This is a genomic window from Pseudoclavibacter chungangensis, assembly GCF_013410545.1.
Classification (GTDB): domain Bacteria; phylum Actinomycetota; class Actinomycetes; order Actinomycetales; family Microbacteriaceae; genus Pseudoclavibacter; species Pseudoclavibacter chungangensis.
This window is the reverse complement of the sequence record NZ_JACCFV010000001.1, coordinates 997,187-1,020,296: the sequence shown is the minus strand read 5'-3', so window position 1 is coordinate 1,020,296 and position 23,110 is coordinate 997,187. Positions and strand designations below refer to the sequence as shown.

At 71.4% G+C, this 23,110-nt stretch carries 17 protein-coding genes and 1 tRNA gene; 6 read left to right on the top strand and 12 right to left on the bottom strand.

From position 1 onward, the window contains the following. Nucleotides 1–141 precede the first annotated feature (141 nt). Nucleotides 142–1,125: a hypothetical protein gene (locus HNR16_RS04540; protein ID WP_158041291.1), complete on the top strand. Its 984-nt coding sequence runs from the start codon at nt 142–144 to the stop codon at nt 1,123–1,125. A 101-nt stretch (nt 1,126–1,226) separates the two neighbouring features. Here HNR16_RS04540 and HNR16_RS04535 read toward each other — a convergent pair whose 3' ends face one another. Continuing rightward, nucleotides 1,227–3,305: a S1C family serine protease gene (locus HNR16_RS04535; protein ID WP_158041293.1), complete on the bottom strand. Its 2,079-nt coding sequence runs from the start codon at nt 3,303–3,305 to the stop codon at nt 1,227–1,229. 226 nt (nt 3,306–3,531) lie between these two features. Between HNR16_RS04535 and HNR16_RS04530 the strand changes: the two genes are divergently transcribed. Beyond that, nucleotides 3,532–3,915 carry a hypothetical protein gene (locus tag HNR16_RS04530; protein ID WP_179558098.1) on the top strand — a complete coding sequence of 128 codons (384 nt, stop codon included), beginning with the start codon at nt 3,532–3,534 and terminating at the stop codon, nt 3,913–3,915. A 166-nt stretch (nt 3,916–4,081) separates the two neighbouring features. Here the strand turns inward: HNR16_RS04530 and HNR16_RS04525 are convergent, their stop codons facing one another. The 6 genes from HNR16_RS04525 to hisC form a co-directional block, all read right to left on the bottom strand. After that, on the bottom strand, nt 4,082–5,371 hold the full coding sequence (locus HNR16_RS04525; RefSeq protein WP_158041295.1) for an ATP-binding protein: 1,290 nt from the start codon (nt 5,369–5,371) through the stop codon (nt 4,082–4,084). 86 nt (nt 5,372–5,457) lie between these two features. After that, entirely contained in the window at nt 5,458–5,883 is a 426-nt protein-coding gene (locus HNR16_RS04520; RefSeq protein ID WP_158041297.1) for a hypothetical protein, read from the bottom strand. Nucleotides 5,884–5,941: 58 nt separating this feature from the next. Then, nucleotides 5,942–6,733: an ABC transporter ATP-binding protein gene (locus HNR16_RS04515; protein ID WP_158041299.1), complete on the bottom strand. Its 792-nt coding sequence runs from the start codon at nt 6,731–6,733 to the stop codon at nt 5,942–5,944. A 14-nt stretch (nt 6,734–6,747) separates the two neighbouring features. After that, the gene (locus HNR16_RS04510) at nt 6,748–7,680 is read right to left on the bottom strand and encodes an ABC transporter permease (RefSeq protein ID WP_158041300.1); all 933 of its coding nucleotides are present in this window, start codon (nt 7,678–7,680) and stop codon (nt 6,748–6,750) included. A gap of 34 nt (nt 7,681–7,714) precedes the next feature. After that, on the bottom strand, nt 7,715–8,704 hold the full coding sequence (locus HNR16_RS04505; protein WP_158041302.1) for an ABC transporter substrate-binding protein: 990 nt from the start codon (nt 8,702–8,704) through the stop codon (nt 7,715–7,717). Nucleotides 8,705–8,775: 71 nt separating this feature from the next. Further along, entirely contained in the window at nt 8,776–9,843 is a 1,068-nt protein-coding gene (gene hisC, locus HNR16_RS04500) for a histidinol-phosphate transaminase (RefSeq protein WP_158041304.1), read from the bottom strand. 171 nt (nt 9,844–10,014) lie between these two features. On the opposite strand from hisC, the gene HNR16_RS04495 reads away from it, so the two are divergent. Both HNR16_RS04495 and HNR16_RS04490 read left to right on the top strand, forming a co-directional pair. Beyond that, complete coding sequence (locus HNR16_RS04495) at nt 10,015–10,560, top strand: Lrp/AsnC family transcriptional regulator (protein WP_158041306.1); 546 nt, start codon at nt 10,015–10,017, stop codon at nt 10,558–10,560. Then, nucleotides 10,538–11,290: a hypothetical protein gene (locus tag HNR16_RS04490; RefSeq protein ID WP_158041308.1), complete on the top strand. Its 753-nt coding sequence runs from the start codon at nt 10,538–10,540 to the stop codon at nt 11,288–11,290. The genes HNR16_RS04495 and HNR16_RS04490 overlap by 23 nt, the downstream gene beginning before the upstream one ends. Before the next feature lie 607 nt (nt 11,291–11,897). Here HNR16_RS04490 and HNR16_RS04485 read toward each other — a convergent pair. The 3 genes from HNR16_RS04485 to HNR16_RS18740 all read right to left on the bottom strand — a co-directional run bounded on the left by HNR16_RS04485 (nt 11,898) and on the right by HNR16_RS18740 (nt 16,400). Then, a tRNA-Met gene (locus HNR16_RS04485) sits at nt 11,898–11,971 on the bottom strand. 51 nt (nt 11,972–12,022) lie between these two features. Next, nucleotides 12,023–14,965 carry a UPF0182 family membrane protein gene (locus tag HNR16_RS04480; protein ID WP_377700734.1) on the bottom strand — a complete coding sequence of 981 codons (2,943 nt, stop codon included), beginning with the start codon at nt 14,963–14,965 and terminating at the stop codon, nt 12,023–12,025. A 154-nt stretch (nt 14,966–15,119) separates the two neighbouring features. Next, nucleotides 15,120–16,400 carry a YlbL family protein gene (locus HNR16_RS18740; RefSeq protein WP_179558097.1) on the bottom strand — a complete coding sequence of 427 codons (1,281 nt, stop codon included), beginning with the start codon at nt 16,398–16,400 and terminating at the stop codon, nt 15,120–15,122. Nucleotides 16,401–16,547: 147 nt separating this feature from the next. On the opposite strand from HNR16_RS18740, the gene HNR16_RS04470 reads away from it, so the two are divergent. Next, nucleotides 16,548–17,975 (top strand): zinc-dependent metalloprotease, encoded by a 1,428-nt coding sequence (locus HNR16_RS04470; RefSeq protein ID WP_158041313.1) that lies wholly within the window; start codon nt 16,548–16,550, stop codon nt 17,973–17,975. An 824-nt stretch (nt 17,976–18,799) separates the two neighbouring features. Here the strand turns inward: HNR16_RS04470 and HNR16_RS04465 are convergent. Beyond that, on the bottom strand, nt 18,800–20,560 hold the full coding sequence (locus tag HNR16_RS04465; RefSeq protein WP_158041315.1) for an ATP-dependent helicase: 1,761 nt from the start codon (nt 20,558–20,560) through the stop codon (nt 18,800–18,802). Beyond that, entirely contained in the window at nt 20,538–21,521 is a 984-nt protein-coding gene (gene nudC / locus HNR16_RS04460; RefSeq protein ID WP_158041316.1) for an NAD(+) diphosphatase, read from the bottom strand. Before nudC ends, HNR16_RS04465 begins: the two co-directional genes overlap by 23 nt. 133 nt (nt 21,522–21,654) lie before the next feature. On the opposite strand from nudC, the gene HNR16_RS04455 reads away from it, so the two are divergent. Beyond that, nucleotides 21,655–23,028 (top strand): phosphotransferase, encoded by a 1,374-nt coding sequence (locus HNR16_RS04455; protein WP_179558096.1) that lies wholly within the window; start codon nt 21,655–21,657, stop codon nt 23,026–23,028. The last annotated feature ends 82 nt before the right edge of the window (nt 23,029–23,110 follow it).

Here is a 23,110-nt window from a genome sequence, read left to right as displayed (position 1 = left end):
ACAGATTATCAACCGCGCGACCCCCTCGCGCCCGGCGAGTCCCGAGAGACGTGGACCGAGCACGCAGGATCACGGAATCGGCCTTCCCTATGCTGAGATCGCCGCCGCGTGCGACGGTCACGTCGGCGGGCGAGGAGCACCATGTCACGAACGTCACGACACAGCGACCCCACGTCGGGCCACCACGAGATCGTCGTCGTCCCCACGACGTCGCCGGAGGGCGATCCGTCCGACGCCCCCGCGCCGCTCCCACCTCGCATCGACTCGGAGGTCCAGGTCGATCCGACGGTGTTCGAGCGTGCGCTCGACCGGGTGCTCGCCATCCAGCGTCCCCTCGTCCTCGCCCGGATCCGTGCGCTGCGTCGACGTCACCCACAGGACACACCGGCCGAGCTCATCGCCCGTCTCGAGACGCAGTACCTCAACACCGTCATGGCGACGGGCGGCGGCGCCGGCGCCGCGGCCGTCGTTCCCGGCATCGGGACGGCTGCGGCGCTCACCGTGTCCGGTGTCGAGACGATCGGCTTCCTCGAGGTCTCCGCCCTGTACGGCCAGGCGATCTCCGAGATCCACGGCCTCCCCGTCTCGGACCCCGTTCGGGCACGGACGCTCGTGCAATCGCTCATCCTCGGTGAGGCGGCGAAGAATCTCGTCAAGCAGTTCGCGGCACAGGCGGGTGGCAAAGGCGTCGGACGCCAGCAGTTCTGGGGTGAGATCGTGACGAGGAGCCTGCCGAGCGTCTTCGTCGGCGAACTCTCGCAGCGCATTCAGCGCGTGTTCCTGCGCCGGTTCGCGGCGACGAGTACCGCGTCGACCGTCGGCCGGCTCGTTCCCTTCGGGATCGGCGCACTCATCGGTGGGGCGGGCAACCGCATCCTGGGGCGTCAGGTCGTCCGCGCGTCGCGGGAGGCGTTCGGGCCCGCCCCGAGTTCGTTCCCGATGGACCTCCATCCCGATGTCGCCGTCCGTGGCGTACCGGAGACGGACGAGACGCTGCGTGGCGGTCGCTTCTTCTTCCTCCCTCGCGGACGCTCACGACGTGCGCTCGAGCGCGGCTCGGGATCGTCGCGCCGTGGACGGGGCACGCGCCCCGACCCGTCGACGACCGACGCGGACGACCACTGACCGACCGGGCACCGACCGACCGCCCGGGCACGCAGCGGTCGCTACGGCGTGCCGCCGACGGCGGACGCGCGCCCTCCGTCCGGTCCGTGCCTCGGTCGTGTTCAGTCCGCGGACGAGTCGAGCGTCACCGTGGTCCGCCTCGTCTCGCCATCTCGGACGTATGCGACCTCGACCTCGTCGCCGCCGGCGTGCGAACGCACGAGCGCCAACAGATCGCCGGCCGTCGCGACCGGGACGCCGTCGACACCCGTGACCACGTCGCCGGCGCGGAGCCCGCCGCGCTGGGCGGCGCCCTGATCGGCGACTGCCTCGAGGTAGGCACCCGTGATCCACGGGTCGAGGGTCGAGAGGCGATCCGCACTCCGGAGCGTCGCACCGAGTGCGCCGTGGGAGGGCAGCTGCCCCTGGGTCAACTGCTCCGCGATGCGGACGGCGATGTTCGCGGGGATCGCGAAGCCGAGACCGATCGATCCCTCCGCCGCCGGTCCGCTGTCGGGATCCCGCGTGGTCGTCGCGATCGCCACGCTCACGCCCACGACACGTCCCGCGGCGTCGACGACCGGGCCGCCCGAGTTGCCCGGGTTGATGTCCGCATCGGTCTGGAACACGGCGAGGTGCACGCGCTCCGCCGCGGCCTGGTCGTCGGCGTTCGCGTCGCTCGAGGGCGGAACGGCGGCCGACGCGACGTCGATGCTGCGGTGGACGGTCGAGACGATGCCGCTCGTCGCCGTCCCGACGAGGCCCAGGGGCGAGCCGAGCGCGACGACACGCTGACCGACGGCGAGCGTCGCCGAATCGGCGAACGTGGCCGGAACGAGTCCCGCCGCACCGTCGAGCTGGACGACGGCCAGGTCGGCGAGGACGTCGATGCCGACGGTCCACGCGTGGAACACGCGGCCGTCGGCCGTCGTGGCCGTGATCGTCGCGTCGTCGACGGTCCCGTCGAGCGTCACGACGTGCGCGTTCGTCAGCACGCGTCCCTGCTCGCCGAGGACGATGCCGGAGCCGACCTCGCTGCGGCCGGGCGTGACGACGCGCAGCGACACGACGCTCGGCGACGCGGCCGCGACGGCGGCCGCGATCTCCGCGGAGTCGTCGTCGAGGGTGCCGGACTCCCAGGGCTGCTGGGAGGGCGAGGCCGACGACGGCCCGAACGCCCCGGTCGCGGCCGCGGTGACGACCCCGCCGACGACCCCGCCGAGCAGCGCGACGACGAGCGCGAGAACGACGAACGCGAGCGGTGAGAGGCGGACCTCGCGGCGCGCTCGCACCTGGTTCGCGGGGTGATCCCGCCGTTGAGCTCCCTCCGTGCGCGCGCCGTCGCGCGTCGGCGCACCGCCGCTGCGGTCGGTCGCCGCGACGACGGGCACCGTCGAACGCGCGCGCCCATCGGGCTCCCGGGCGACGGCGGCCGTCGACGTGCGGTCGACGTGCCGACCCGTCCCCCCGGCGGACGTCGAGGGCCGTCGCCATGCACCGTCCCCGGCCGTCACACCGCCCGCGATCTCGGGGTCGGGTGCGGGCGCGGGCGCGGGCGCGGCGTCGTCGGACGATGCGGACCGTGCCGACGCCGACTCGCTCGACGCCGGATCCTCGGGGACGTCCCGCTGGTCCTCGTCCGTGACGTCCGTGTCGGCGCCGTCGACCTCGAGACCCGGCCCCTCGGGGTCGGTCCGCTCCTCGGTGGGCCCGCCACCGGCGGCCTGGTCCTCATCGCGTCCGTCGTCGCCGAGCGCCGCCGACGCGTCGGTCGTGGCCCGCTCGTCGCCGCCCTCGATCACCTGCACGGCGGCCGGCCCGTCACCCCTCGCGGACGTTCCCGTGTCGGCGCCGTCGTCGGTTCCGTTCGACTCCCCCGTGGCGCCGATGTCGTCCCCGGCGACGGTGGCGTTCCCGACACCGTCCGCGTGGACGTCCCCCGCCGCGGAAGCCGGCCGGGTATCGACCTCGCCGGACGACGCGTCCACACGCGCTCCCGCGGCCCGTGCGGCCGCCGTCCGCCTGGCTGCGGCGAGCCGGGCGGCGACGACGGCGGCGCCCGCGCGCTCGCCCACCACACCGTCACGCGAGTCGGCCAGCGCCCGCGCGAGTCGCGCCATGACGTGCGACCCGGCACCGGACACCTCGGCCCGTCCCCCGCTCGCGTCGTCGCGATCGGGCGGCGACACGTCAGCAGTCATTCGTCGATCCTGGGGGGTTGGGACGCCTCGATCACGTCTGGCGTTCGCTTCATGCTAGGTCATGCGCAGGCCCCGCCCCCACGCCGCTCGCGACGGCGAAATGGGATCGTGACCTGAACGCCCGGCGAACGGCAGGAACCGCTCGGCCGGGACGTGTTGTTTCGCCGCCGCCGCCGCGATAGCTTCGGAGCTGCACGCCGCACGGCGTGATTCGTGAAGGAGCACCATGCCCACCTACGCCGTCCTGCTGCAGTACGAGGTCGTTTCCGCACTCGTCATCGAGGCCGAGAACGAACAGGCCGCCGCGACGATCGCGAGCGAGTTCGAGGCGAATGCGCACGACGCCGTCGAGGACGCGGACGCCGTTCGGGTCTCGAACCGCGTGTGGGGGTCCGGCACGGTCGAGGTGCAGGAGGCGGAGGACGCCGACGACGCCGAGGACCTGCTCGACGACTGGGTCGACGAACTCGAGCTCGACGACGAACAGCTCGACCTCACGGACGAAGACCCCGATGTCGAGGTCGTCGACGAGGCGGACGACGATGCCGAGGCGGACGACGACGCGGACGAGGGCGATTCCGACGACCGGGCGCCCGCCACGACCGTCTGAGCGACGCGTCGGCCGAGGCCGTCACCGCGCCGCCGCGAACGGCACGGCCGGCCACGGGGACGCGTCCACCCGGGTCGCGTCACGCCACGCGAGACGCGCCAATGCCCCGGGATCGCCCGCTCGTGCTCGGCAGGGACCAGCCCGGGGCACCCGCGACCGCCGGGGGTCAGACGCGCGCGATCGAGACGATGTCCTCGTCGAACTCCCGCGACACCTCGGCGGAAACCGTCGTGCGTGTCGCGTCGATCGCGGCCAGGAAGTCGTCGGTGTTCGGCCCTGCCGGCACGTCGGTGTCGCTGTCGCGAGCCGCGACCGCCCGCTCGAGCGCGACCTGCGACGCCTTCCGCGCCGCGAACTCGATGTCGGCCGGCGAGTACCCCGCCGTCCGCGAGACGAGCGCATCGACATCGACGACGTCGGCGACCGCCTCCGGCACGTAGCGCTGCCAGATTGCGCGGCGCGCGGCGTCGTCCGGCAGCCCGATCGGGATGACGTAGTCGAAGCGACCGTGCCGCAGGAACGCCTGATCGAGCGCCCGGATGAAGTTCGTGGCGCAGATGAGCAGTCGTCCCGGCCGTTCGCGGAACGCGGGGATGATCTTCAGGAGCTCGTTGGTGACGCCCTGCGTCGGCGACGGCGGTTCACCGCCACGGTGCGAGGCGATCTCCTCGACCTCGTCGATGAACACGACCACGTGATCGAGCCCGTCGACCTGCTCGAAAGTCTCGCGCAGTTCGCCCGCGAGTCCCTTCGAGGACGCCGCCAGTCGCGAGGGGAACACCTCGACGAACGGCCACCCGAGGCGCGAGGCGATACCCTTCGCGAAGGTCGTCTTGCCCGTTCCGGGAGGGCCGAACAACACGATCGCACGCGGCGGCACGACGCCGTAGTGCTCGGCGAGTTGCGGGTCCGAGAGCGGGAGCACGAGGCGCCGCTCCAGGATGTCCTTCTCGTGCTGCATGCCACCGATGGATTCCCAGCGGTCGGGCGGCAGCACGCGGCCACCGAGCTCGCGAAGGAGCAGGATCTCGCGCTGCTTGACGGGGATCTCGCGTTCGAAGAAGCGGAGGTGGCGCTTGTCGGCGAACCCGGCCTTCGACAGGGCCCCCACCTGCGTCTGCTCGTCGGGCACGAGGATCGAGAGCCGCTGCAGTCCCTGCGGTGCCATGCGCTGCTCGATCGCCTGCAGCAGGGCACCGCCGATGCCGTCGCGCCGGTGGTCGACGTCCGTCCCGAGGAAGACGATCCAGCCCTGATCGTGCGCGGCCCGCGCCACGGCGACCCCGACCACATCATCCCCCTTGACGGCGACGACAGCCGTGTCCTTTCGCGTGGACGCGAGCACTTCGCCGAGCGCGTACACGGGCTCGGTCGACGTCGCACGGTGCTGGTCCCAGAGCCGCAGGAGGGCATCGAGATCGCCGGGTTGGAAGTCGCGGATGCGCCAGTTCGTCATTGATCGTCCTCCGGGCGGTGTCGGGTCGACTCAACCCTAGCGGCGTCGTGTCCCCCCGGCGCACCACCGGCCGAGTCGTCCGATGGTCACCACGGCGGCACGATCGCGAGCAACACGATGGCGGGGAGGATCGACCCGACGTAGCAACCGAACGTGAGCGTCGACCAGTGGAGCCGGCGCAGGACGACGAGTGCACGCAGCGCGATGACGGCGCCGAGCAGGACCGCGCCACCCACCGCGGCACCGATCGGGATCACGAGCCCCCAGTTGTCGATCCACCCTTCGCCGCCCGGCGGAGCCCACAGCGCGTCGACGGCGAACATGACGGTGAGCCCACCCACGAGGATCGGCACGATCGCCGGCACGCCGAGCGCGACACCCACCCCGAAGCCCCACGCGAGCGCCTCGACCCAGCGGGGCCGCAGGACGGGACCGACCCAGCCCCGCAGCGTCCCGGAGGCCCGAGGGCGGGGTGGCTGCTCGACGGGGCCGAGCTCGGTCGGGGTGTTCATGGTCGCAGGCTAACGAAACGGTCGGACATCGTGGTGCCGTCGCCGCGCCGTCGCCCGGTCAGCCAAGCATGGTGCGGTCGTCCACGACGGCACCCTTGATCTTGCGGAACTCCTCGAGCAGGTCCTCGACCGACGCGTCCCGCTTCTGTGCCTCGTCGAGTTCGAGGATGATGCGTCCCTCGTGCATCATGATGAGCCGATTGCCGAGCTGCAACGCCTGCGCCATGTTGTGCGTGACCATGAGCGTCGTGAGCCCGAACTCCCCCACGATCGACTTCGTGAGTTCGGTCACGTGCTGCGCGCGCTGCGGGTCGAGCGCCGCCGTGTGCTCGTCGAGCAACAGGATGTCGGGCTGGGTGAAGCTCGCCATGAGCAGCGAGAGCGCCTGCCGCTGGCCGCCCGAGAGCAGACCGACGCGTGCCTTGAGACGATCCTCGAGTCCGAGCTCGAGTTTCACGAGCTCCTCACGGAAGAGCACACGTCGCCGCTTGGACACGCCGATCCCGAGGCCGCGTGTCGTTCCGCGCGTGAGCGCGAGCGCGAGGTTCTGCTCGATCGTGAGCTCGGGAGCGGTCCCGGCCATCGGGTCCTGGAACACGCGGCCGATGTACCGAGCCCGCGCGTAGTCCTTCATACGGCGCACGGAGCGCTCGTCGATGCGGATGTCGCCGGAATCGACGGCGAGCTTGCCGGAGACGGCGTTGAGGAGCGTCGACTTGCCTGCGCCGTTCGAACCGATGACGGTCACGAAGTCGCCGTCGTGGAGGGTGAGCGAGACGCTGTCGAGCGCGATGCGCTCGTTGACGGTGCCGGGGAAGAACGTCTTGCGGATGTCGGTGATCTCGAGCATGTCGTCCGCTCCCCCTACTTCGCCGCCGCCGTCGTCGCCCGTGCTTCACCCTCGGGCGACGGAATGGGCGGTTTCGTGAGCCGTCCCTTCGGGAGGCGCTTCGAGAAGACGCCGAGCCGCGGCAACAGGAGCGCGATGACGACCATGATCGCCGACAGCAGGCGCATGTCGTTCGGGTTGAGGCCCACCGAGAGTGCGGCGAAGATCACGAGCCGGTACAGGACCGCGCCCACGATGACGCCGAACGTCGCGAGCAGGACGGTGCGGTTGCCGAAGATCGCCTGGCCGATGATGACCGAGGCGAGACCGATGAGGATGAGGCCGACACCCATCGAGATGTCCGCGTAGCCCTGGTACTGGGCCACGAGCGCACCCGCCCCGGCGACGAGGCCGTTCGAGATCATGAGCGTCAGGATCGTCGTGTTGTGCGTGTTCACGCCGAACGAGCGGATCATCTGCTCGTTGTTGCCCGTCGCCTGGATCGCGAGGCCGAGGTCGGTCGACAGGAACCAGTCGATCGCCGCCTTCAGGATCAGCACGCCCACGAAGAAGATGAGGATGATCCACGGCCCCTTGCCCATGCCGAGGTCCACGAGCGGGCCGAACAGGCCGTCGGCCTTCGCGACGGGCTTGTTCGGCACGCCCATGATGCGCAGGTTGATCGACCAGAGGGCGATCATCGTCAGGATCCCGGCGAGCAGACCGTCGATCCGACCCTTCGTGTAGAGCAGCCCGGTGACGAAGCCGGCCACCGCACCCGCCCCCACGCCCGCGAGGGTCGCGAGGACGGGCGGGGTGTCCATTGCGATGAGCGATGCCGCGACCGCGCCTCCCGTCGTGAAGCTCCCGTCGACCGTGAGGTCGGGGAAGTTGAGGACCCGGAAGGTGAGGTAGACGCCGAGCGCCATGACGGCGTACAGCATGCCGAGTTCGAATGCACCGATCATCGTCTTGCTTTCGTTGTGTGTGTGGCTGCCCGGACTACTCGATCGTCGTCTCGGCGCGGCTGAGCACGGCCTCGGGGATCGTGACGCCCTGCTTCTCGGCCGCACCGGGGTTGACGGTGAGCGGGAACTCGGTCTGCGCCTCGACGGGCATGGTCGCGGGGTCGGCGCCCTCGGTCAGGATCTTGATCGCCATCTGACCCGTCTGGTAGCCGAGCGCCTCGTAGTCGAGGCCGAGCGTCGCGATCGCACCGTTCTCGACCTGGTTGACCTCGCCACCGATGAGCGGCACCTTGTTCGAGTTCGCGAAGTCGACGACCGAGCCCATGCCCGCCGTCACGAGGTTGTCGGTGGGCAGGTAGATCGCGTCGACGCCCGTGAGCGAGTCGAGTGCGGTCTGCAGGTCGGCGCCCGTCGCGACGCTCGCCTCGCGGACCTCGATGCCGAGCTCGGACGCCTTCTCCTTCGCGAGCGCGACCTGCACCTGCGAGTTCACCTCGCCGGAGGCGTACACGATGCCGATCGTCTTGGCGTTCGGCACGATCTCCTTCAGCAGGTCGATCTGGTCGCCGACCGGGTTCATGTCGGTCGTACCGGTGACGTTGCCGCCGGGGGCGTCGCTCGACGCGACGAGGCCGGCCTCGACCGGATCGGTCACGGCCGTGAACAGCACGGGCTTGTCGGTGATGGCGGCCTGGGCGGCCTGGGCCGCGGGCGTCGCGATCGCGAGCACGAGGTCGGTGCCGTCGGAGGCGAACTTCTGCGCGATCGTCGTCGCCGTCGCCTGCTCGCCGTTCGCGTTCTGCACGTCGAAGGTGGCGTCGATGCCCGCCTCCGTGAACGCACGCTGGAATCCGGCGGCCGCCGCGTCGAGCGCCGGGTGCTGCACGAGCTGCGAGATGCCGATCGAGTACGAGCCCTCGCCGCCCGCGCCGTCGGTCGTGTCACCGCCGCCGGAGCAGCCGGTGAGGGCGAGGGCGCTCGCGGCGACGATGCCGAGGGCGCCGAGGATGGTGTGCTTGCGCATGGGGTGGAACTCCTTCATGGGTGGTGATGCCCCGCGCGACCGGTCCGGTGCGGCAGGGCCTGATGTCAACGCTAGGGCGTCGCGACGGGAGCGAGCGTCGAAGCGGCCTCGATGAGCCGATCGTTGGCGAGTGGTGACCCGATCGTGATGCGGATCCCCTCGCCCGGGAACGCACGCACGAGGATGCCGGCCGCGGCGAGCGCGTCGGACACCTCCTCGGTGCGCGCCCCCGTGCGCAGCCACACGAAGTTCGCCTCGGTCTCGGACGGCGCCCACCCCTGCCGGACGAGTGCATCGAGCACACGTGCACGCTCCGCCACGACCGCATCGACGCGGTCGAGCAACTCGCGCTCCGCCGCGAGCGACGCGAGGGCAGCACGCTGCGCGAGCCCGGTCACCCCGAACGGCAGGGCCACGCGTCGGAGGTTGTCGGCGACATCGGCGCGCGCGATCGCGTAGCCGATGCGCAGACCCGCGAGGCCGTAGGCCTTGGAGAACGTGTGCAGGACCGCGACGTTCGCGCGTTCACGGAACAGCTCGATGCCGATCGCCGAGTCGGGGCGCCGGTTGAACTCGACGTACGCCTCGTCGAGGACGACGAGGACGTCCTCGGGCACGCGATCGAGGAACGCGCGGACCTCGTCCGCCCCGAGGGTCGTGCCGGTGGGATTGTTCGGATTGCACAGCAGCACGAGCCTGGTCCGCTCGGTGATCGCATCGGCCATCGCGTCGAGGTCGTGACGCTCGTCGTGCGTGAGCGGAACCATGACGGGTGTCGCCCCCGCGATCCGGGTGAGGATCGGGTACGCCTCGAAGCTCCGCCACGCGAACAGGACCTCGTCCCCGTCACCTGCCGCGGCGGAGACGAGCTGGGCGGCGACCTCGACCGAGCCTGCGCCGAGCGCGATCTCGTCCGGGGTGACACCGTGGCGCCGCGCGAGGGCCTCGACGAGTTCCGTCGCGGACATGCTCGGGTACAGGTGCAGCGTGTGCAGCTCGGCCGCGACGGCCTCGCGCACCGAGGGCAGCGGCTCGTAGGGGTTCTCGTTCGACGTGAGCTTCACGAGGTCGGGGCGATCGGGAATCGCGCCCTGCCGGTAGGCGGGGATCGCGCCGAGCGCGTCACGTTGCTGCACCATCGCGGCAATCCTTTCACGGCGCAGCGTCGCGCCGTCTCGTCCGCCAGCGTAGGAAGCCACCGACGATGTGTCAATTCGTCACCCGATTCCTGCACGCTTCTGAACTGAATGGCACACATTCGGACGGAACACACAACATATCGTCGCTCATCAGCTGGAAGAGTGTGCAGCATGAGCATCGACCGACTCGACTTCCGGATCGTCGCGTTCTTCTCGACGCATCCCCGCTCGTCCGTCGCGGCGGCCGCGAAGGAGCTCGGCGTGGCGCGTCAGACCGTGCAGGCGCGTCTCGAGCGACTCTCCGCCGCCGGTGTCGTGCAGGGACGGGAGTCACGGCTCGATCCGGCGTCGCTCGGATACCCCGTGTCCGCGATCTGTCGCGCACAGATCGATCAGCGCGTGGGGCACGAGGTCGTGCTCGCGCGGCTGCGGGAGATCCCCGAGGTCCTCGACCTCTACACCGTGGCCGGTGACTTCGATCTCGCCCTCCGGCTCGTCGCGCGGTCGAACGAGGATCTGCAGCGCGTGCTCGACCACATCACGACGATCCCGGCGGTGCAGCGCACATCGAGCGAGATCGTGCTGCGCTCGCACTTCCACGGCCGCACACTGCCGCTGCTCGACGCGGCGACGCGTGACGACGAATCGATCGGCGCGCAGGCGTCCCGTGACCGCGGGGGCCACAATGGGGGCGATGGACGACACGCGAGGACCTGACGACCACGAGGACGCGCGGGCCGATGCCGCGGACCACGCCGAGGCGGCACGGGCGGACGCCGCGGAGCAGCCGGACGCGTCCGGGGCGGCCCCCGGGTCCAGCACGCACCCGGGCCCCGAACGGGCGGCGCGCCGCGAGGCCGACGCCACCGCCGAGTTCAGGGAGGCGCAGCGCTTGCACCGGCTGGCCGGGCCGCAACGGCTGGCACTGCGTCCGGAGGGGCGTCGCCGCGCGCTCGTCGCGGGTGTCGCGGCGGGCCCCTTCGCGTCGGCGGGTGCCGACTTCACGACGCTCGGCGTCTCGGCCGCGCTGTCGACGTTCGGGGGTGGCGGGCCGTGGTTCCCGTCGACGACGGTGTTCCTGCTCGTGGGTATCGCGTCGCTCGTCGTCGCCGTGCTCGTGGCGCGTCGATTGACGCGGACCCACCACCGGGGCGGCGTCGTCGCGCTCGGCGGTCTCGCGCTCGCTGGGTTGCCGTTCATTCCGGCAGCTCCGACGATCGCGGCGAACGTCATCCTGTCCCTCGCCGTGCGGACGGGGACGGTGTCGCCTGCGCCGGAGGTGCTCGTGTTCGCGACGTGCTGGGGTGCGCTGGCCGTCATCGGCCTCGTCCTGGGCCCGCTCGCGTTCCTCCTGGTCGCGCACCTGAACCGGGGCCTGACGCCGGAGGCGGAGAGCGACCCGGTGGCGAGCGAGAAGTTCGCGCGGACGACGCGCCGCCTGGACTGACCACCCCACCCCACCCCACGACGCGCCGCCTGGACTGACCACCCCACCCCACGACGCGCCGCCTGGACTGACCGCCCCACCCAGCCCCAAGGCCACCGCGCCATACCCGGCCACGACGCGCCCCGCCCCCGGACGCGCCGCTCACCCGAACCCACGCCCGCGCCACCAGGAGCGCGAAAAAGCCGGGTTGTTGCTACCGGGCCCCGGGCCCGGTAGCAACAACCCGGCTGGATTCGGCTCGCGTGGGATCAGGCCGAGCGGCGACCGCCCCGCGACGCATCCGCACCGCACCGCGCCGCGACGCGTCCGCACTGCACCGCACTGCACTGCACTGCACTGCACTGCACGCGAGCATGCTCACGACGCCGACGTCACCTGGTGCAACGGGTCCCGGTCGGCTTTCGCTGTGCCTGGACACGCAACCATGCCGGTCCGTGGGGCGTCGAAGAGCGCGAACGCGGCCGGAGCCTTCGGTCGGCAGCGTCTCGCGTCGATGACGCGGGTACTCCCCTGCGCAGCCGAAGGCCCGCAACGCCGGAAGCCCGCAACGCCGAAGGCCCGGAACCAATTGGTTCCGGGCCCTCGTGTGCCGCTCTCGCGACCTTCGTTGCAGGGGCAGGATTTGAACCTACGACCTCCGGGTTATGAGCCCGGCGAGCTACCGAACTGCTCCACCCTGCGGCACAAGAGAAGACATTACACGACTCCTGTCCGAAGGTCCAATCGGCGTGTCTACGGTGTCGGCGTGGGTGCCGGCGTCGAGGTCGACGTGTCCGCCCCGGTCCCCGTTCCGCCGCCGGTGCCGATCTCGGACTCCGCCGCCCGCGCACGCGCGAGGGCGTCCTGCAGCCGCTTGTCGGCCTCCGCTGCCGCCACGAGATCGTTGTTCGCGTACGCCGCTGTGCGATCGTCGAGCGCCTTCTGGGCGTCGTCGAGCGCCTGCGAGAGCTTCTCCTGCGCCGTCTGCTCGACGGGCGGCGCACCGTCACCGTCGGGAGTCGGCCCCGTGTCGCTGTCCCCCGCGTCCGCCCCGGCGTTCCCACCGAACAGCGCGTCGAGCGACTCGTCGAGGGTGCTCTCGAACGCGATCTTGTCACCGAACGCCACGAGGACGTACCGGATGAGCGGGTAGCTCGTCTCCCCCGTCGACTTCACGTACACCGGTTGCACGTACAGGAACCCGCCACCGACGGGAACCGTCAGCAGGTTCCCTCGCAGGACGGTCGACCCGCCTCGTTCGAGGATGTTCAGCTCGTTCGCGACGGTCGTGTTCGAGTTGAAGATGTTCTGCACCTGGCCCGGACCGTTGATGTTCTCCTCCGATGTTCGGAGGAGCGTCAATCGTCCGTAGTTCTCGTCGACCACCCCATCGGTCGACCCCGCGTTCGCATTCGCCGCGAGGTACCCGGTGAGCACGTTCCGTGTCGTCTCGGCATTGTTCGAGCGTGGGATGTAGGTCGAGTAGATGGAGAACGCGGGATCCTGTCCCGGCATCTGCATCGTCAGGTAGTAGGGCGGTTGGATCGCCGACCCGTTCGTCGGATCGGCCGGGAGCTGCCACGCGTTCTGCTGGTTGTAGAACTGGCCGGCGTTCGTGACGTGGTAGGTCGCGAGCGTCGCCCGCTGCACCTTGAACATGTCCGTCGGGTACCGCACGTGGCTCAGGAGATCGCCCGACATCTCGCTCGTCGACTTGAGCGTGTTCGGGAACACCTTGTTCCACGTCTGCAGGATCGGGTCGTCCGTGTCCCACGCGTAGAGCGTCACGGCGCCCGTGTACGCGTCGACGGTCGCCTTCACCGAGTTGCGCATGTAGTTGATCGTGTCGCCGGGCCTCGGGACCGCCGACTGCGGCGAATCGGCGATGAGCTGCGAGAGCGACTGCTGCGCCGAGTACGGGTAGGCATCGGTCGTCGTGTACGCGTCGATCATCCACACGACCCGACCGTCGACGACCGTCGGGAACGGATCGGAGTCGATCGTGAGGTACGGGGCCGCCTTCTGCACGCGCAGCGCCGGGTCACGGTCATAGAGGATCTGCGATTCGGCGTTGATCGAGCCCGACAGCAGGATCTGCTCCGACTGGAACCGGATCGAGTACACGAGCCGGTTGAAGAAGTTGCCGAGGTTCGGGCCACCGGAACCGGCGAACGTCGTGTAGACGGGGCCGGCGCCGGAGATGTAGTCGAGCTCCGCGGGCTCGGCGCCCTCGGGCTGACCGACGATCGAGTACTGCGGCGAGTTCTCGCCGAAGTAGATCTGCGGCGCGAAGTCGCCGAGCTCGCCCGAGGTCGGCACGCCGCCCTCGAGGAACACCGGCTGTCCGTCCGACTCGCGCTGGGTGCCGGACGCGGCGACGAGCGCGTACCCGTGCGTGTAGACGAGCGTCTCGTTGACCCAAGTCTGGTTCGCGGGTTCGAGCCCCGCGGTGTTCAGCTCACGCACCGTCGTGATCGCGTCCTGCACCTCGCCGTCGATGTCGAAGCGGTCCACGTCGAGCTGATCGGGGAACGAGTAGTAGGGGCGCTCCTGTTCGAGCTGCGCGAAGGTCGGCTGCAACAGCTGCGGATCCATGATGCGGATGTTCGCGGTCGTGACGGCGTCCTGCCGCAACTGGCCCGCCTCGGCGACCGTCGTCGCCTGGTACTCGACGTCCTCGACCGAATCGAGCCCGTACGCGGATCTCGTCGCGGTGATGTTGTTCTCGATGTACGGCTGCTCGAGCGTGTTCTCCGAGGGCAGCACCTGGAACTGCTGGATGCCCGCCGGGTAGGCGATACCGACGACGAGGCCGAGGACGACGAGCAGACCTGTCCCCATGAGCGGCAGACGCCAGCGACCGATCGCGGCGGCGACGACGAAGAGCACGGCCACGATCGCGGCCGCGCCGGCGAGGATCGCGAGACCAGGGATGCGCGCGTGCGTGTCGGTGTACATGGCACCCGTCCAGCGCCCCGAGGAGCTCGTCACGAGCGCGTAGCGGTCGAGCCAGATGGAGACGGCCTGCACGAGCAGGTAGACGCTCGCGAGCACCGCGATGTGGACGCGGGCGCTCTTCGAGATGACGACCTCGCGACCAGTGATGCGGATGCCGCCGTAGAGGTAGCTCGTGGCGACGGCGAGGAGGAGCGCGAGGAGCACGACGGCGCTCACGAACGCGACGACACCGCGCCAGAACGGGAGGTGGAAGACGTAGAAGGAGATGTCGAACCCGAACCGCGGGTCGGCGACACCGAAGGGGGTGGCGTTGAGCCACTGCAGCACGGTGGGCCACGTCGTCGCGACGATCGCACCGGCGAACAGGCCGAGCACCGCCGGGACGGCGATCATGGCGCCCTTGCGGAGCGGCTCGATGATCTCCTGGTAGCGGTCGAGCTGCGCGTTGAGCTTCGCGTAGACGGGCCGCGCACGGTAGACGATCTGCAGGTTCACGTACAGCGGGACGGCCATCGCGACGAACCCGATCGCGAACATCGACGCGGTCGCTCCCCACTGGGTCAGCAGCACGCCGAGGTACCCCAGTTGCTCGAACCAGAGGATGTCGGCGTAGAACCCCGAGAACCAGAAGAACAGGAGGATCAGCGCCGCCACCACGAGGAGGGTGAGGACGAGGGGACGGGGGCGCCGAGGCGTGCCGTTCCCGGGTCGGATCGGATCAGATGCGGTAGCGGTCACGAGGTCCCTGTCGCGTCGTCGAACGGTCGGTCGGGCCAGTTTACCGGGCGGTCCGGTTCCGTGCGGGCGCACGGGCACCCGTGCGACTCCGCACGGCGCGGCGACGTCCCGATCGCGACGCCCGGGCGACCGGGGCCCGACGGCCGGGGGCGGGTCAGGGGACGGGCGTCGTCGCGACGGACGCGCAGCTCGGGAGGTTGCCCTGGCCCGCCCCGGAGGCGATCGCCTCGACGGCCGCGAGCCCGTCGTCGAGATCGCTGACGGCGTAGAGCGGCAGGTCGCCGGGGACGCCGCCGTCGAGTGCCTCGGCGCAGTTGTCGACGGGGACGAGGAACGCCTCGGCGCCGGCCGCCTGGGCCGCGAAGAGCTTCTGTCGTACGCCGCCGATGGGTCCGACGACGCCGTCCGCGGTCATCGTGCCGGTGCCTGCGATGTGGTGTCCGCCGGTGAGATCGCCCGGCGTCAGCTCGTCGATGATCGCGAGGGTGAAGATGAGCCCCGCGCTCGGACCGCCGACATCGCCGAGTTCGATGTGGACCTGGACGGGGAAATCGTAGGTCGAGCCGACGGTGATGCCGAACACCGGGCGCAGTTGTCCCTCGACCTCGGCCTCCGTCGGCACGACGTCGACGGTCACCGGCGTGCCGTCACGCTCGACGGTGACGCTCACCGGCGTCGTCCCGTCGTGGTCGGCGATGCTGTCACGGAGGACGTCGGCGCTCGTGATGTCCTGGTCGCCGACGCGTCGGACGATGTCGCCCGCCTGCAGGAGGCCGGCGCTCGGGCCGTCCTCGGAGACGCCCGTGAGCACGACCTGCACGGGGACCTCGTAGCCCTGTTCCCGCAACGCGCTCGCGATCGCCTCGTCCTGTGACGACTGCATGAGGGCCCGGTTCTGCTGGTCGCGCTGGTCCACGGTCTCGCCCGACGGGTAGTACAGCTCGACGGGCAGGACGTCGCGGCTCGGGTCGAGGAAGGCGAGGAACGCCTCGAACCACGACGGCTGCTGCGTGGGGTTGCCTGCGATGTTGACCGTCATGACGTCGAGACGGCCTGAACCGGTGGGGTACACCTGCGCGCCCGTGATCGTGATGACGTCGGTCGGCGCCGCGCCCTCGGCGAGCGTCACCTCGCCGATCGCGTTGAAGACGGGGCCGGGCTGACGGATCGCGTACGGCGACGGCGTGAGGCCGAGGACGAGCAGCAGGACGACGCCGATGCCGAGCACGATCGCACCCGATGAGGGCCGCGCCGCGCCGCGCCGCCGGGTGTGTCCGGTGACGGACCCGCCCGATCCCACGGCGCCGGCGGTCGCGTCGGGGCCGACCGTCGACACGGGCCACGGCTCGTGGCCGCCCGGCAGCGCGGACGAGGTCAGGGGAGGTCGCGGCCGGGCGGGCTCGGCGTCGGGCGTCGAGCCGGTGGGCGTCGTCACGTTCGGGGTGCTCCTGTCGGGGTCCGCGTGCTCCCCACGGAACGCGTGTTCGCTGCGGGAGCAATCGAGGCGCGCTACTCCCCGGCCGTTCACCGGTTCACGCATTCGTCTCGGGCTAGCGTAGAACGAACTCCTGGAAGGACCGACATGCCAGACGATGCGAACACCGGCGACGGCCCGGAGAACGACCCGGGCGAGGAACTTCGTCGGCTCCTGAACGACATGCTGCGTTCGGGCGGTGCGATCGATCCCGAGCGTCTCGCCGGAGTCGCGGGGCTCCCCGACGACCCGGCCGCGATCCGCGCCCTCATGGCACAGATGCAGGCGGCGCTCAACAATCCCGACGCGGGCCTCGACTGGGAGGTCGCGCGGCGGCAGGCGCGGCAGGTCGCGGGCGCCGCGAACCGCGAACTCACCGAGGACGAGCGGGCCCGCGTCGATCGCAATTTCCGGCTCGCGGAGCTGTGGCTCGGGGAAGCGACCACGCTCGGCGAACTCACGAGCACCCCCGCGGCGTTCACGAGGCTCGAGTGGATCGGCGCGTCGATGGACCTGTGGCAGCAGTTGAGCGAACCGGTCGCGACGAGCATCTCGGACGCGCTCGTCCGCGTGCTCGCCGAACAGACGCCACCCGAGCTCGCGGACGTCGTGAGCCAGGGCGACGCGATCCTGCGCAACGTCGGCGGCTCGATGTTCGCGATGCAGCTCGGTCAGGTCATCGGGCAGCTCGCGGGCGAGGTCGTCTCGGGTGGCGACATCGGCGTGCCCGTGCTCGCCCAGGGGCGGGCTGCACTCGTGCCCCAGAACGTCGAAGGATTCGGCGACGGCCTCGATCTGGCGATCGACGAGGTGGAGCTCTACCTGGCCGTGCGCGAGCTCGCGCACGCCCGCCTGTTCGCACACGCGAAGTGGCTGCGCCTGCACCTCATCTCGTCGGTGACGGAGTTCGCGCGGGGCATCACGATCGACGTGTCCCGCATCGAGGAGCTCGCGCGCGATCTCGACCCGCAGCAACCGGAGGCGATCCGGGACGCGCTCCAGTCGGGCGCCTTCATCCCGCCGCGCACACCCCAGCAGCAGGCGGCTCTCGACCGGCTCGAGACGATGCTCGCGCTCATCGAGGGGTGGGTCGACGTCGTCACGCAGGAGGCGACGTCGCGGCTGCCCCGTGCGGAGGCCGTCGCTGAGACGGTGCGGCGCCGCCGTGCCACGGGCGGCCCCGCCGAACGCGCGTTCGGATCGCTCGTCGGCCTCGAGCTGCGCCCGCGGCGTCTCCGCGAGGCGGCGGCGATGTGGCGCGCCGTGCAGGACGCGCACGGCGCCGAGGTCCGCGACTCGCTGTGGGACCACTTCGACGCGGTCCCGACGAGCGACGACATCGACCACCCCGACTTCCTCGTGCAGCGACTCGGCATGGGTGAGGTCGCCGGCGACGATCTCGATGCGGCGCTCGCCTCGCTCCTCGACGACCTGGACTCGTTCGGCGATGCACCCGACGGCGGCTCCGTCGACGAGCGAGGAGCCGACGGCGACGACGACGCCTCGTCCGAGAACCCGCAGGGCCCACCGGTCTGACCGCGTCCGCCGCCGCGGCGTGCGCGGTCGCCTGTGGACAACCTCCGCGGCGTTCGGCACACGAGCGCACGATCGGGGCATGAAGGTACGTATCTCGCCCCGGTTCCCGCTCGTGTGGCGATCGCCCGACGCGATCCAGCTCGGCACCGCCCGTCCCCGCATCGTCGTCGACGACGTCGACGACGGCATCGACCGCCTTCTCACGGCGCTCGTCCGGGGTGACACCGTCGAACGCGCCGTCGCGACGGCCGTGCGCCACGGCACGTCGGCGACGCGGGCGGCCGAGGTCGCGGCACTCGTCGCCCCGACGCTCGAACCGGCCCCGGGTGCGGAGCGACGGCGTGCACCGGCCGAGGCGGTCGTGGACCCGGCGGGCTTCACGCTCCGAGGGACCACGCCGATCACGGTGCCGCTCCTCGCAGCGTTCGCGGAGCACGGTGCCGCTCCCACGCGCGAGCCGCTCACCGCCGGTTCACGGGACCTGCTCGTCGTCGCCGCGCACTACGTCGTCGCGCCGTCGACCTACCTGCCGCTCCTGGCGGACGATCGCCCACACCTCGCGGTCACGCTCGAGGACCGGATCGCGATCGCGGGGCCGCTCGTCGTTCCCGGGCGGACGCCCTGCATCCGCTGCGACGACCTGTACAGGCGCGACCGGGACGGCACGTGGCCCACCGTCGCGACGCAGCTCGTGCACCGCCGCTCCCCCCTCGACGATCCCGCGATCCTCCGACAGACGGCCGACACGCTCGTGCGCCTGGCCCTCCCCTATCTCGTCGCCGACGAGGTCCCCGAGGGCGATGCGGCGGCGAGGATCGACGCGGTCACGGGGTCCTCACGTCGGCGTCCGCGCCGATTCCACGACGAATGCGGGTGCCGAGCTCTGCCGCGAATCGCGATTCCCGTCGATCCTCGTCGCGGAACCCGCCGCGTCGGGCCCAGCTGAGCCGGAGCCGGCGACGCGCCCGGGTGACGGCGACGTAGAGCAGCCGACGCTCCTCGTCCACCTCGGCCATGCCGCGCGCGTAGGAGATGGGGAGCAGCCCGTCACTCACGCCGACGACCGATACGGAGTCCCATTCAAGGCCCTTCGCCGCGTGGATCGACGAGAGCGTGACGGCGCGCAGTTCCGGTTCGTGCTGCAGCCGTGCACGAGCAGCGAGTTCGGCCGCGAACGTCGAGAGGGTCGTCCCCTCGAGCGCCCCGTCGGCGAGGCGCACGATCGCGTCCAGCGCGTTCCACCGGTCACGCTCGGCCCCCGCGCCGGGCGGCGGGGACTGCGTCCAGCCGAGGTCACGGACGACCCGGCTGACCGATTGGAACAGCGGATCTCCCTCGTCCTGCATGGCGGCCGCGCGGAGTGCGGACACGGCCATGCGCACCTCGATGAGATCGAAGAACCTGCGTTGGCCGACCACGCGGTACGGCACGCCCGCGTCCTGCAGGGCCCGTTCGAGCGGCGCCGCCTGCACGCCGATCCGGTAGAGCACGGCGATCCGCTCGACGGGGATGCCGCTTCGCACGTCGTCCTCGATGCGGCGGACGACGCCCGCCGCCTCCTCCGCGTCGTCGGCGTAGGCCGTGAGCTCCGGCACCGGCTCGCGCGCGGGCGTGCCCTCGACGACCTCGAGCTGCAGCGAGTGCGGCACGTGCCGCGCGACCGCGTTCGCGACGCCGATGATCGCCGACGACGAACGGTAGTTGCCCTCGAGGCGCACGACACGGGCGTCCGGGTACTCCCGCTCGAAGCCCGTCAGGTAGTCGCTCGAGGCGCCCGTGAAGGAGTAGATCGTCTGGGCGGGGTCGCCGACGACGCACAGCTCCCGCCGCTCCCCGAGCCAGAGTCGGAGGAGTCGGTGCTGCAACGGTGAGACGTCCTGGTACTCGTCGACGACGAAGAACCGGTACTGTTCGCGCACCCGCTGCGTGACCCACGGCTCCATCTCGAGCATCCCGGCCGTCGCGAGGAGCACGTCCTCGAAGTCCATGACGCGGCGTTCGTCCTTCACGTCCTCGTAGGCGCGCAGGATCGCGACGGCCTGGTCGGCGTCGACCCGCTGTGGGAGGACCCGGGACGACCGCGCCGCGACGCCGTACTCCTCGATCGACCGCTCCTGGACCTTGCGCCACTCGATCTCGGTCGCGAGATCACGCACGCCGGCCGGATCGAGCCCGACGCCGACGCGCTGCGCCGCCTCGGCGATGAGCTTCCCCTTCGCCTTCACGATCTGCGGCGCCTCGCCACCGATCGTGTGCGGCCAGAAGTAGCCGAGCTGGCTCAGGGCGGCCGCGTGGAACGTCCGCGCCTGCACGCCGGGGGCACCGAGCGCCGTGAGTCGGGCACGCAGTTCGCCCGCCGCGCGATTCGTGAACGTCAGCGCGAGGACGCGCCCCGGATCGTAGACGCCCTGCCGGATGCCGAACGCGATGCGGTGCGTGATGGCGCGTGTCTTCCCCGTCCCCGCACCGGCGAGGATGCAGACGGGCCCCACGAGCGCGAGGGCCGCGTGGCGCTGTGCGTCGTTGAGGGCCGCGAGGAGCCCGACGGGTTCGTCGGGCTCGTCATCCGGGGATCGGTCCGCCATACCAGTCCTCGAGGATCGCGCGGGCGATCGAGACGGTACCCGGCAGCGTGCCGAGGTAGTCGACGATCTCCTCCCGCGTGAACCAGCGGAGGTCGATGATCTCGTCGTCGTCCGGACGCACGCTCTCGGGGTCCTGGTCCGGGTGAAGTCGGCACGTGAAGCCCACCATGATCGAGGCGGGGAACGGCCACGGCTGCGAGCCGAGGTAGCGGGGCTCGACGATGCGCGCCCGGGACTCCTCCCAGACCTCGCGCGCGACGGCCGACTCGAACGACTCCCCCGGCTCGACGAATCCGGCCAGCAGCGAGAACCGCTTGGGGGTCCACTGTGCGTTCGCGCCGAGCAGGATGCGATCGTCGGCGTCCACGACCGCCGCGATGACGGCGGCATCGGTGCGCGGGAACACGAGGTCCCCCTCCTCGGTGCCACCGCGCACCCAGCCGGCGAGCTGCGCCCGCGAGCGGTGGCCGCTGCGCGGCGAGAATCCGTTCACCCGGTGCCAGTTCGCCATCGCGAGCGCCTCGGTGTAGAGACCGCAATCGACCTCGTCGAGCACGTTCGCCACCTCGCGCAGGCTCGCCCACCGCCCCGGATCGGGCTCCACCCGGTGCGCGGCCCCCTCGTCGAGGTCGATCGACACGACACGCGTCCCGCTCGGCTCGCCCGTGCCGCCGCTGCGCTCGCGCGTCGTCCGGCCGAGGTACACGAGCCGTCCCCCGTCGCGGTCCTCGAAGGCGTCCACGACGGCCTCGATGTCCGCGAGCGAGTCGACGGTGCGGAGGTCCAGCTCCGGGTTCCCGTCGGCACCGCGCCGGAGGAGCGCATCGCCCGCGCGCAGCAGGAGGACGCGGGTACCGGGGTCGCCGCGCAGCGAGTCGAGGAGGCCGGGATCGGCGCGGTGCTCCGAATCGCGGTCGGTGTGGTGGCGTGCGAGCGGGAGGCGGGACATGAAGTCGGACATGACCACGCAATCATACGGTCGCCCCGGCGCACGCGACGTCGCCTGGCCGTCCGGTGCGTCTCCTCCTGGGCGAGTGCCCGCAGTGGGGCGTGGCGCCGCCCACTCGGCCCGCTCGCCTCGTACCCTGTGACGCATGGCAGAGCGGTACCTGGAACTCGCGGCCCTCGCGACAGCGGCGGTCGGCGACCTCGACCTCGTCGAGGGGACCGAGTACTCGTACGGTGTCCACGGCGACTTCGATTCCGCCCTGCTGAAGGACTCGACCGGTCGTCTGCTCATCGTTCGTCGCCCGACGAGCCCCGCCGCGGCGCAGGAGCAGCGTGCCGACGTGCGTGCGCTCGAGGCCGTCACCGCGGGGGTGCGCAGCCTGCTCCCGTTCGCGATCCCCGTCGTCGTGGGCGTCGGCCGCGCGGGCGAGGAAGCGGTCGTGACGGAGTTCGTCCCGGGCGAGAAGGCCGATCGACTCCCGCTCGAGCCCGGCACGCTCCTCGTGTCCGAGATCGGCCGGACGGTCGCGTCGGTGCACGATCTGCCGCGGAGCTTCGTGGAGGACGCTGGGCTCCCCTCACTCGACGCCGTCGAGATCCGTGAGGCCGTCGATGCGCTCGTGACCCGCGCGACGAGGACGGGCCGCGTGCCCGTCGCCATCGAGCGACGGTGGACCGACGCGGTCGACGACGCCTCCCTCTGGCAGTTCCAGCCCACCGTCGTGCACGGCTCGCTCGGGCTGGGATCGATGATCACGAACGGCCTCGGCATCGTGGGCGTCCTCGGCTGGGGTGACCTGCGGGTCGGCGATCCGGCCCGCGACCTGCACTGGGCGCAGTCCCTCGACCCCCGCGTCCTGCGGAGCGTGCTCGACGAGTACACGGACGCCCGCAGCGCGAGCGTCGACCGGCAGATCCGCCGACGCGCGGCCCTGTACTCGGAACTCGAGATCGCCAGGTGGCTGCTCTACGGCGTCGACGGCGGTGACGACGCGGTCGTCGCGGACGCCGAGAGCATGCTCGATGCACTCGTCGATCGCGTCAATCAGGCGCAGGCGGGGCCCGTCGTCCACGAGACGCTCCCGGTGCTCGACCTCGAGGGCGTCCAGGAGCTGCTCGGTCAGGGGCCCGTCGCCGAGCCCGGCGTCCGGCCGTCGATCGATCACCGCGATCCGGGCGCACACCCCGACGACGACGGGATCGACCTCGATCACGCGGCGCGCGACGACCTGGACGACGACACGCCCCCGAACGACTTCCTGCGCGACGACGCGCGGTCCGTCACCGGTCCCATCATCGGCGTCGACGACGACGTGACGGGTGCGGCGTCGGGCGCCGACGCGAACGACGCGTCACCCGTCGCCCCCTGGCCCGGGACGGGCCTCGTCGAGGTACCGGGCGCGGCCAACGGGCTGCGTCGCCGTGATCCGGCCCGCCGGGCGGCCTCGGGCGACGGAGCGGATGATCACGCGGAAGGGCCCGCGACGCGCGGCGCCGCCGGCGACCGCGACGCGGACTGATCCACCCCGGCGGGGTCCGACGCACGCCGAGTCGGACCGATTCGGAGCGTCGCGGACCGCGTGGGCACGTCCCGCAGGCCCT

Excerpts from the sequence above, each read along its gene's own strand:
- HNR16_RS04510 (WP_158041300.1), bottom strand. The coding sequence starts at position 7,680 with ATGATCGGTGCATTCGAACTCGGCATGCTGTACGCCGTCATGGCGCTC.
- HNR16_RS04455 (WP_179558096.1), top strand. The coding sequence starts at position 21,655 with ATGGCAGAGCGGTACCTGGAACTCGCGGCCCTCGCGACAGCGGCGGTC.
- HNR16_RS04540 (WP_158041291.1), top strand. The coding sequence starts at position 142 with ATGTCACGAACGTCACGACACAGCGACCCCACGTCGGGCCACCACGAG.
- HNR16_RS04525 (WP_158041295.1), bottom strand. The coding sequence starts at position 5,371 with ATGACGAACTGGCGCATCCGCGACTTCCAACCCGGCGATCTCGATGCC.
- HNR16_RS04505 (WP_158041302.1), bottom strand. The coding sequence starts at position 8,704 with ATGCGCAAGCACACCATCCTCGGCGCCCTCGGCATCGTCGCCGCGAGC.
- HNR16_RS04535 (WP_158041293.1), bottom strand. The coding sequence starts at position 3,305 with ATGACTGCTGACGTGTCGCCGCCCGATCGCGACGACGCGAGCGGGGGA.
- HNR16_RS04495 (WP_158041306.1), top strand. The coding sequence starts at position 10,015 with ATGAGCATCGACCGACTCGACTTCCGGATCGTCGCGTTCTTCTCGACG.
- HNR16_RS04520 (WP_158041297.1), bottom strand. The coding sequence starts at position 5,883 with ATGAACACCCCGACCGAGCTCGGCCCCGTCGAGCAGCCACCCCGCCCT.
- HNR16_RS04490 (WP_158041308.1), top strand. The coding sequence starts at position 10,538 with ATGGACGACACGCGAGGACCTGACGACCACGAGGACGCGCGGGCCGAT.
- hisC (WP_158041304.1), bottom strand. The coding sequence starts at position 9,843 with ATGGTGCAGCAACGTGACGCGCTCGGCGCGATCCCCGCCTACCGGCAG.
- HNR16_RS04530 (WP_179558098.1), top strand. The coding sequence starts at position 3,532 with ATGCCCACCTACGCCGTCCTGCTGCAGTACGAGGTCGTTTCCGCACTC.
- nudC (WP_158041316.1), bottom strand. The coding sequence starts at position 21,521 with ATGTCCGACTTCATGTCCCGCCTCCCGCTCGCACGCCACCACACCGAC.
- HNR16_RS04470 (WP_158041313.1), top strand. The coding sequence starts at position 16,548 with ATGCCAGACGATGCGAACACCGGCGACGGCCCGGAGAACGACCCGGGC.
- HNR16_RS04465 (WP_158041315.1), bottom strand. The coding sequence starts at position 20,560 with ATGGCGGACCGATCCCCGGATGACGAGCCCGACGAACCCGTCGGGCTC.
- HNR16_RS04515 (WP_158041299.1), bottom strand. The coding sequence starts at position 6,733 with ATGCTCGAGATCACCGACATCCGCAAGACGTTCTTCCCCGGCACCGTC.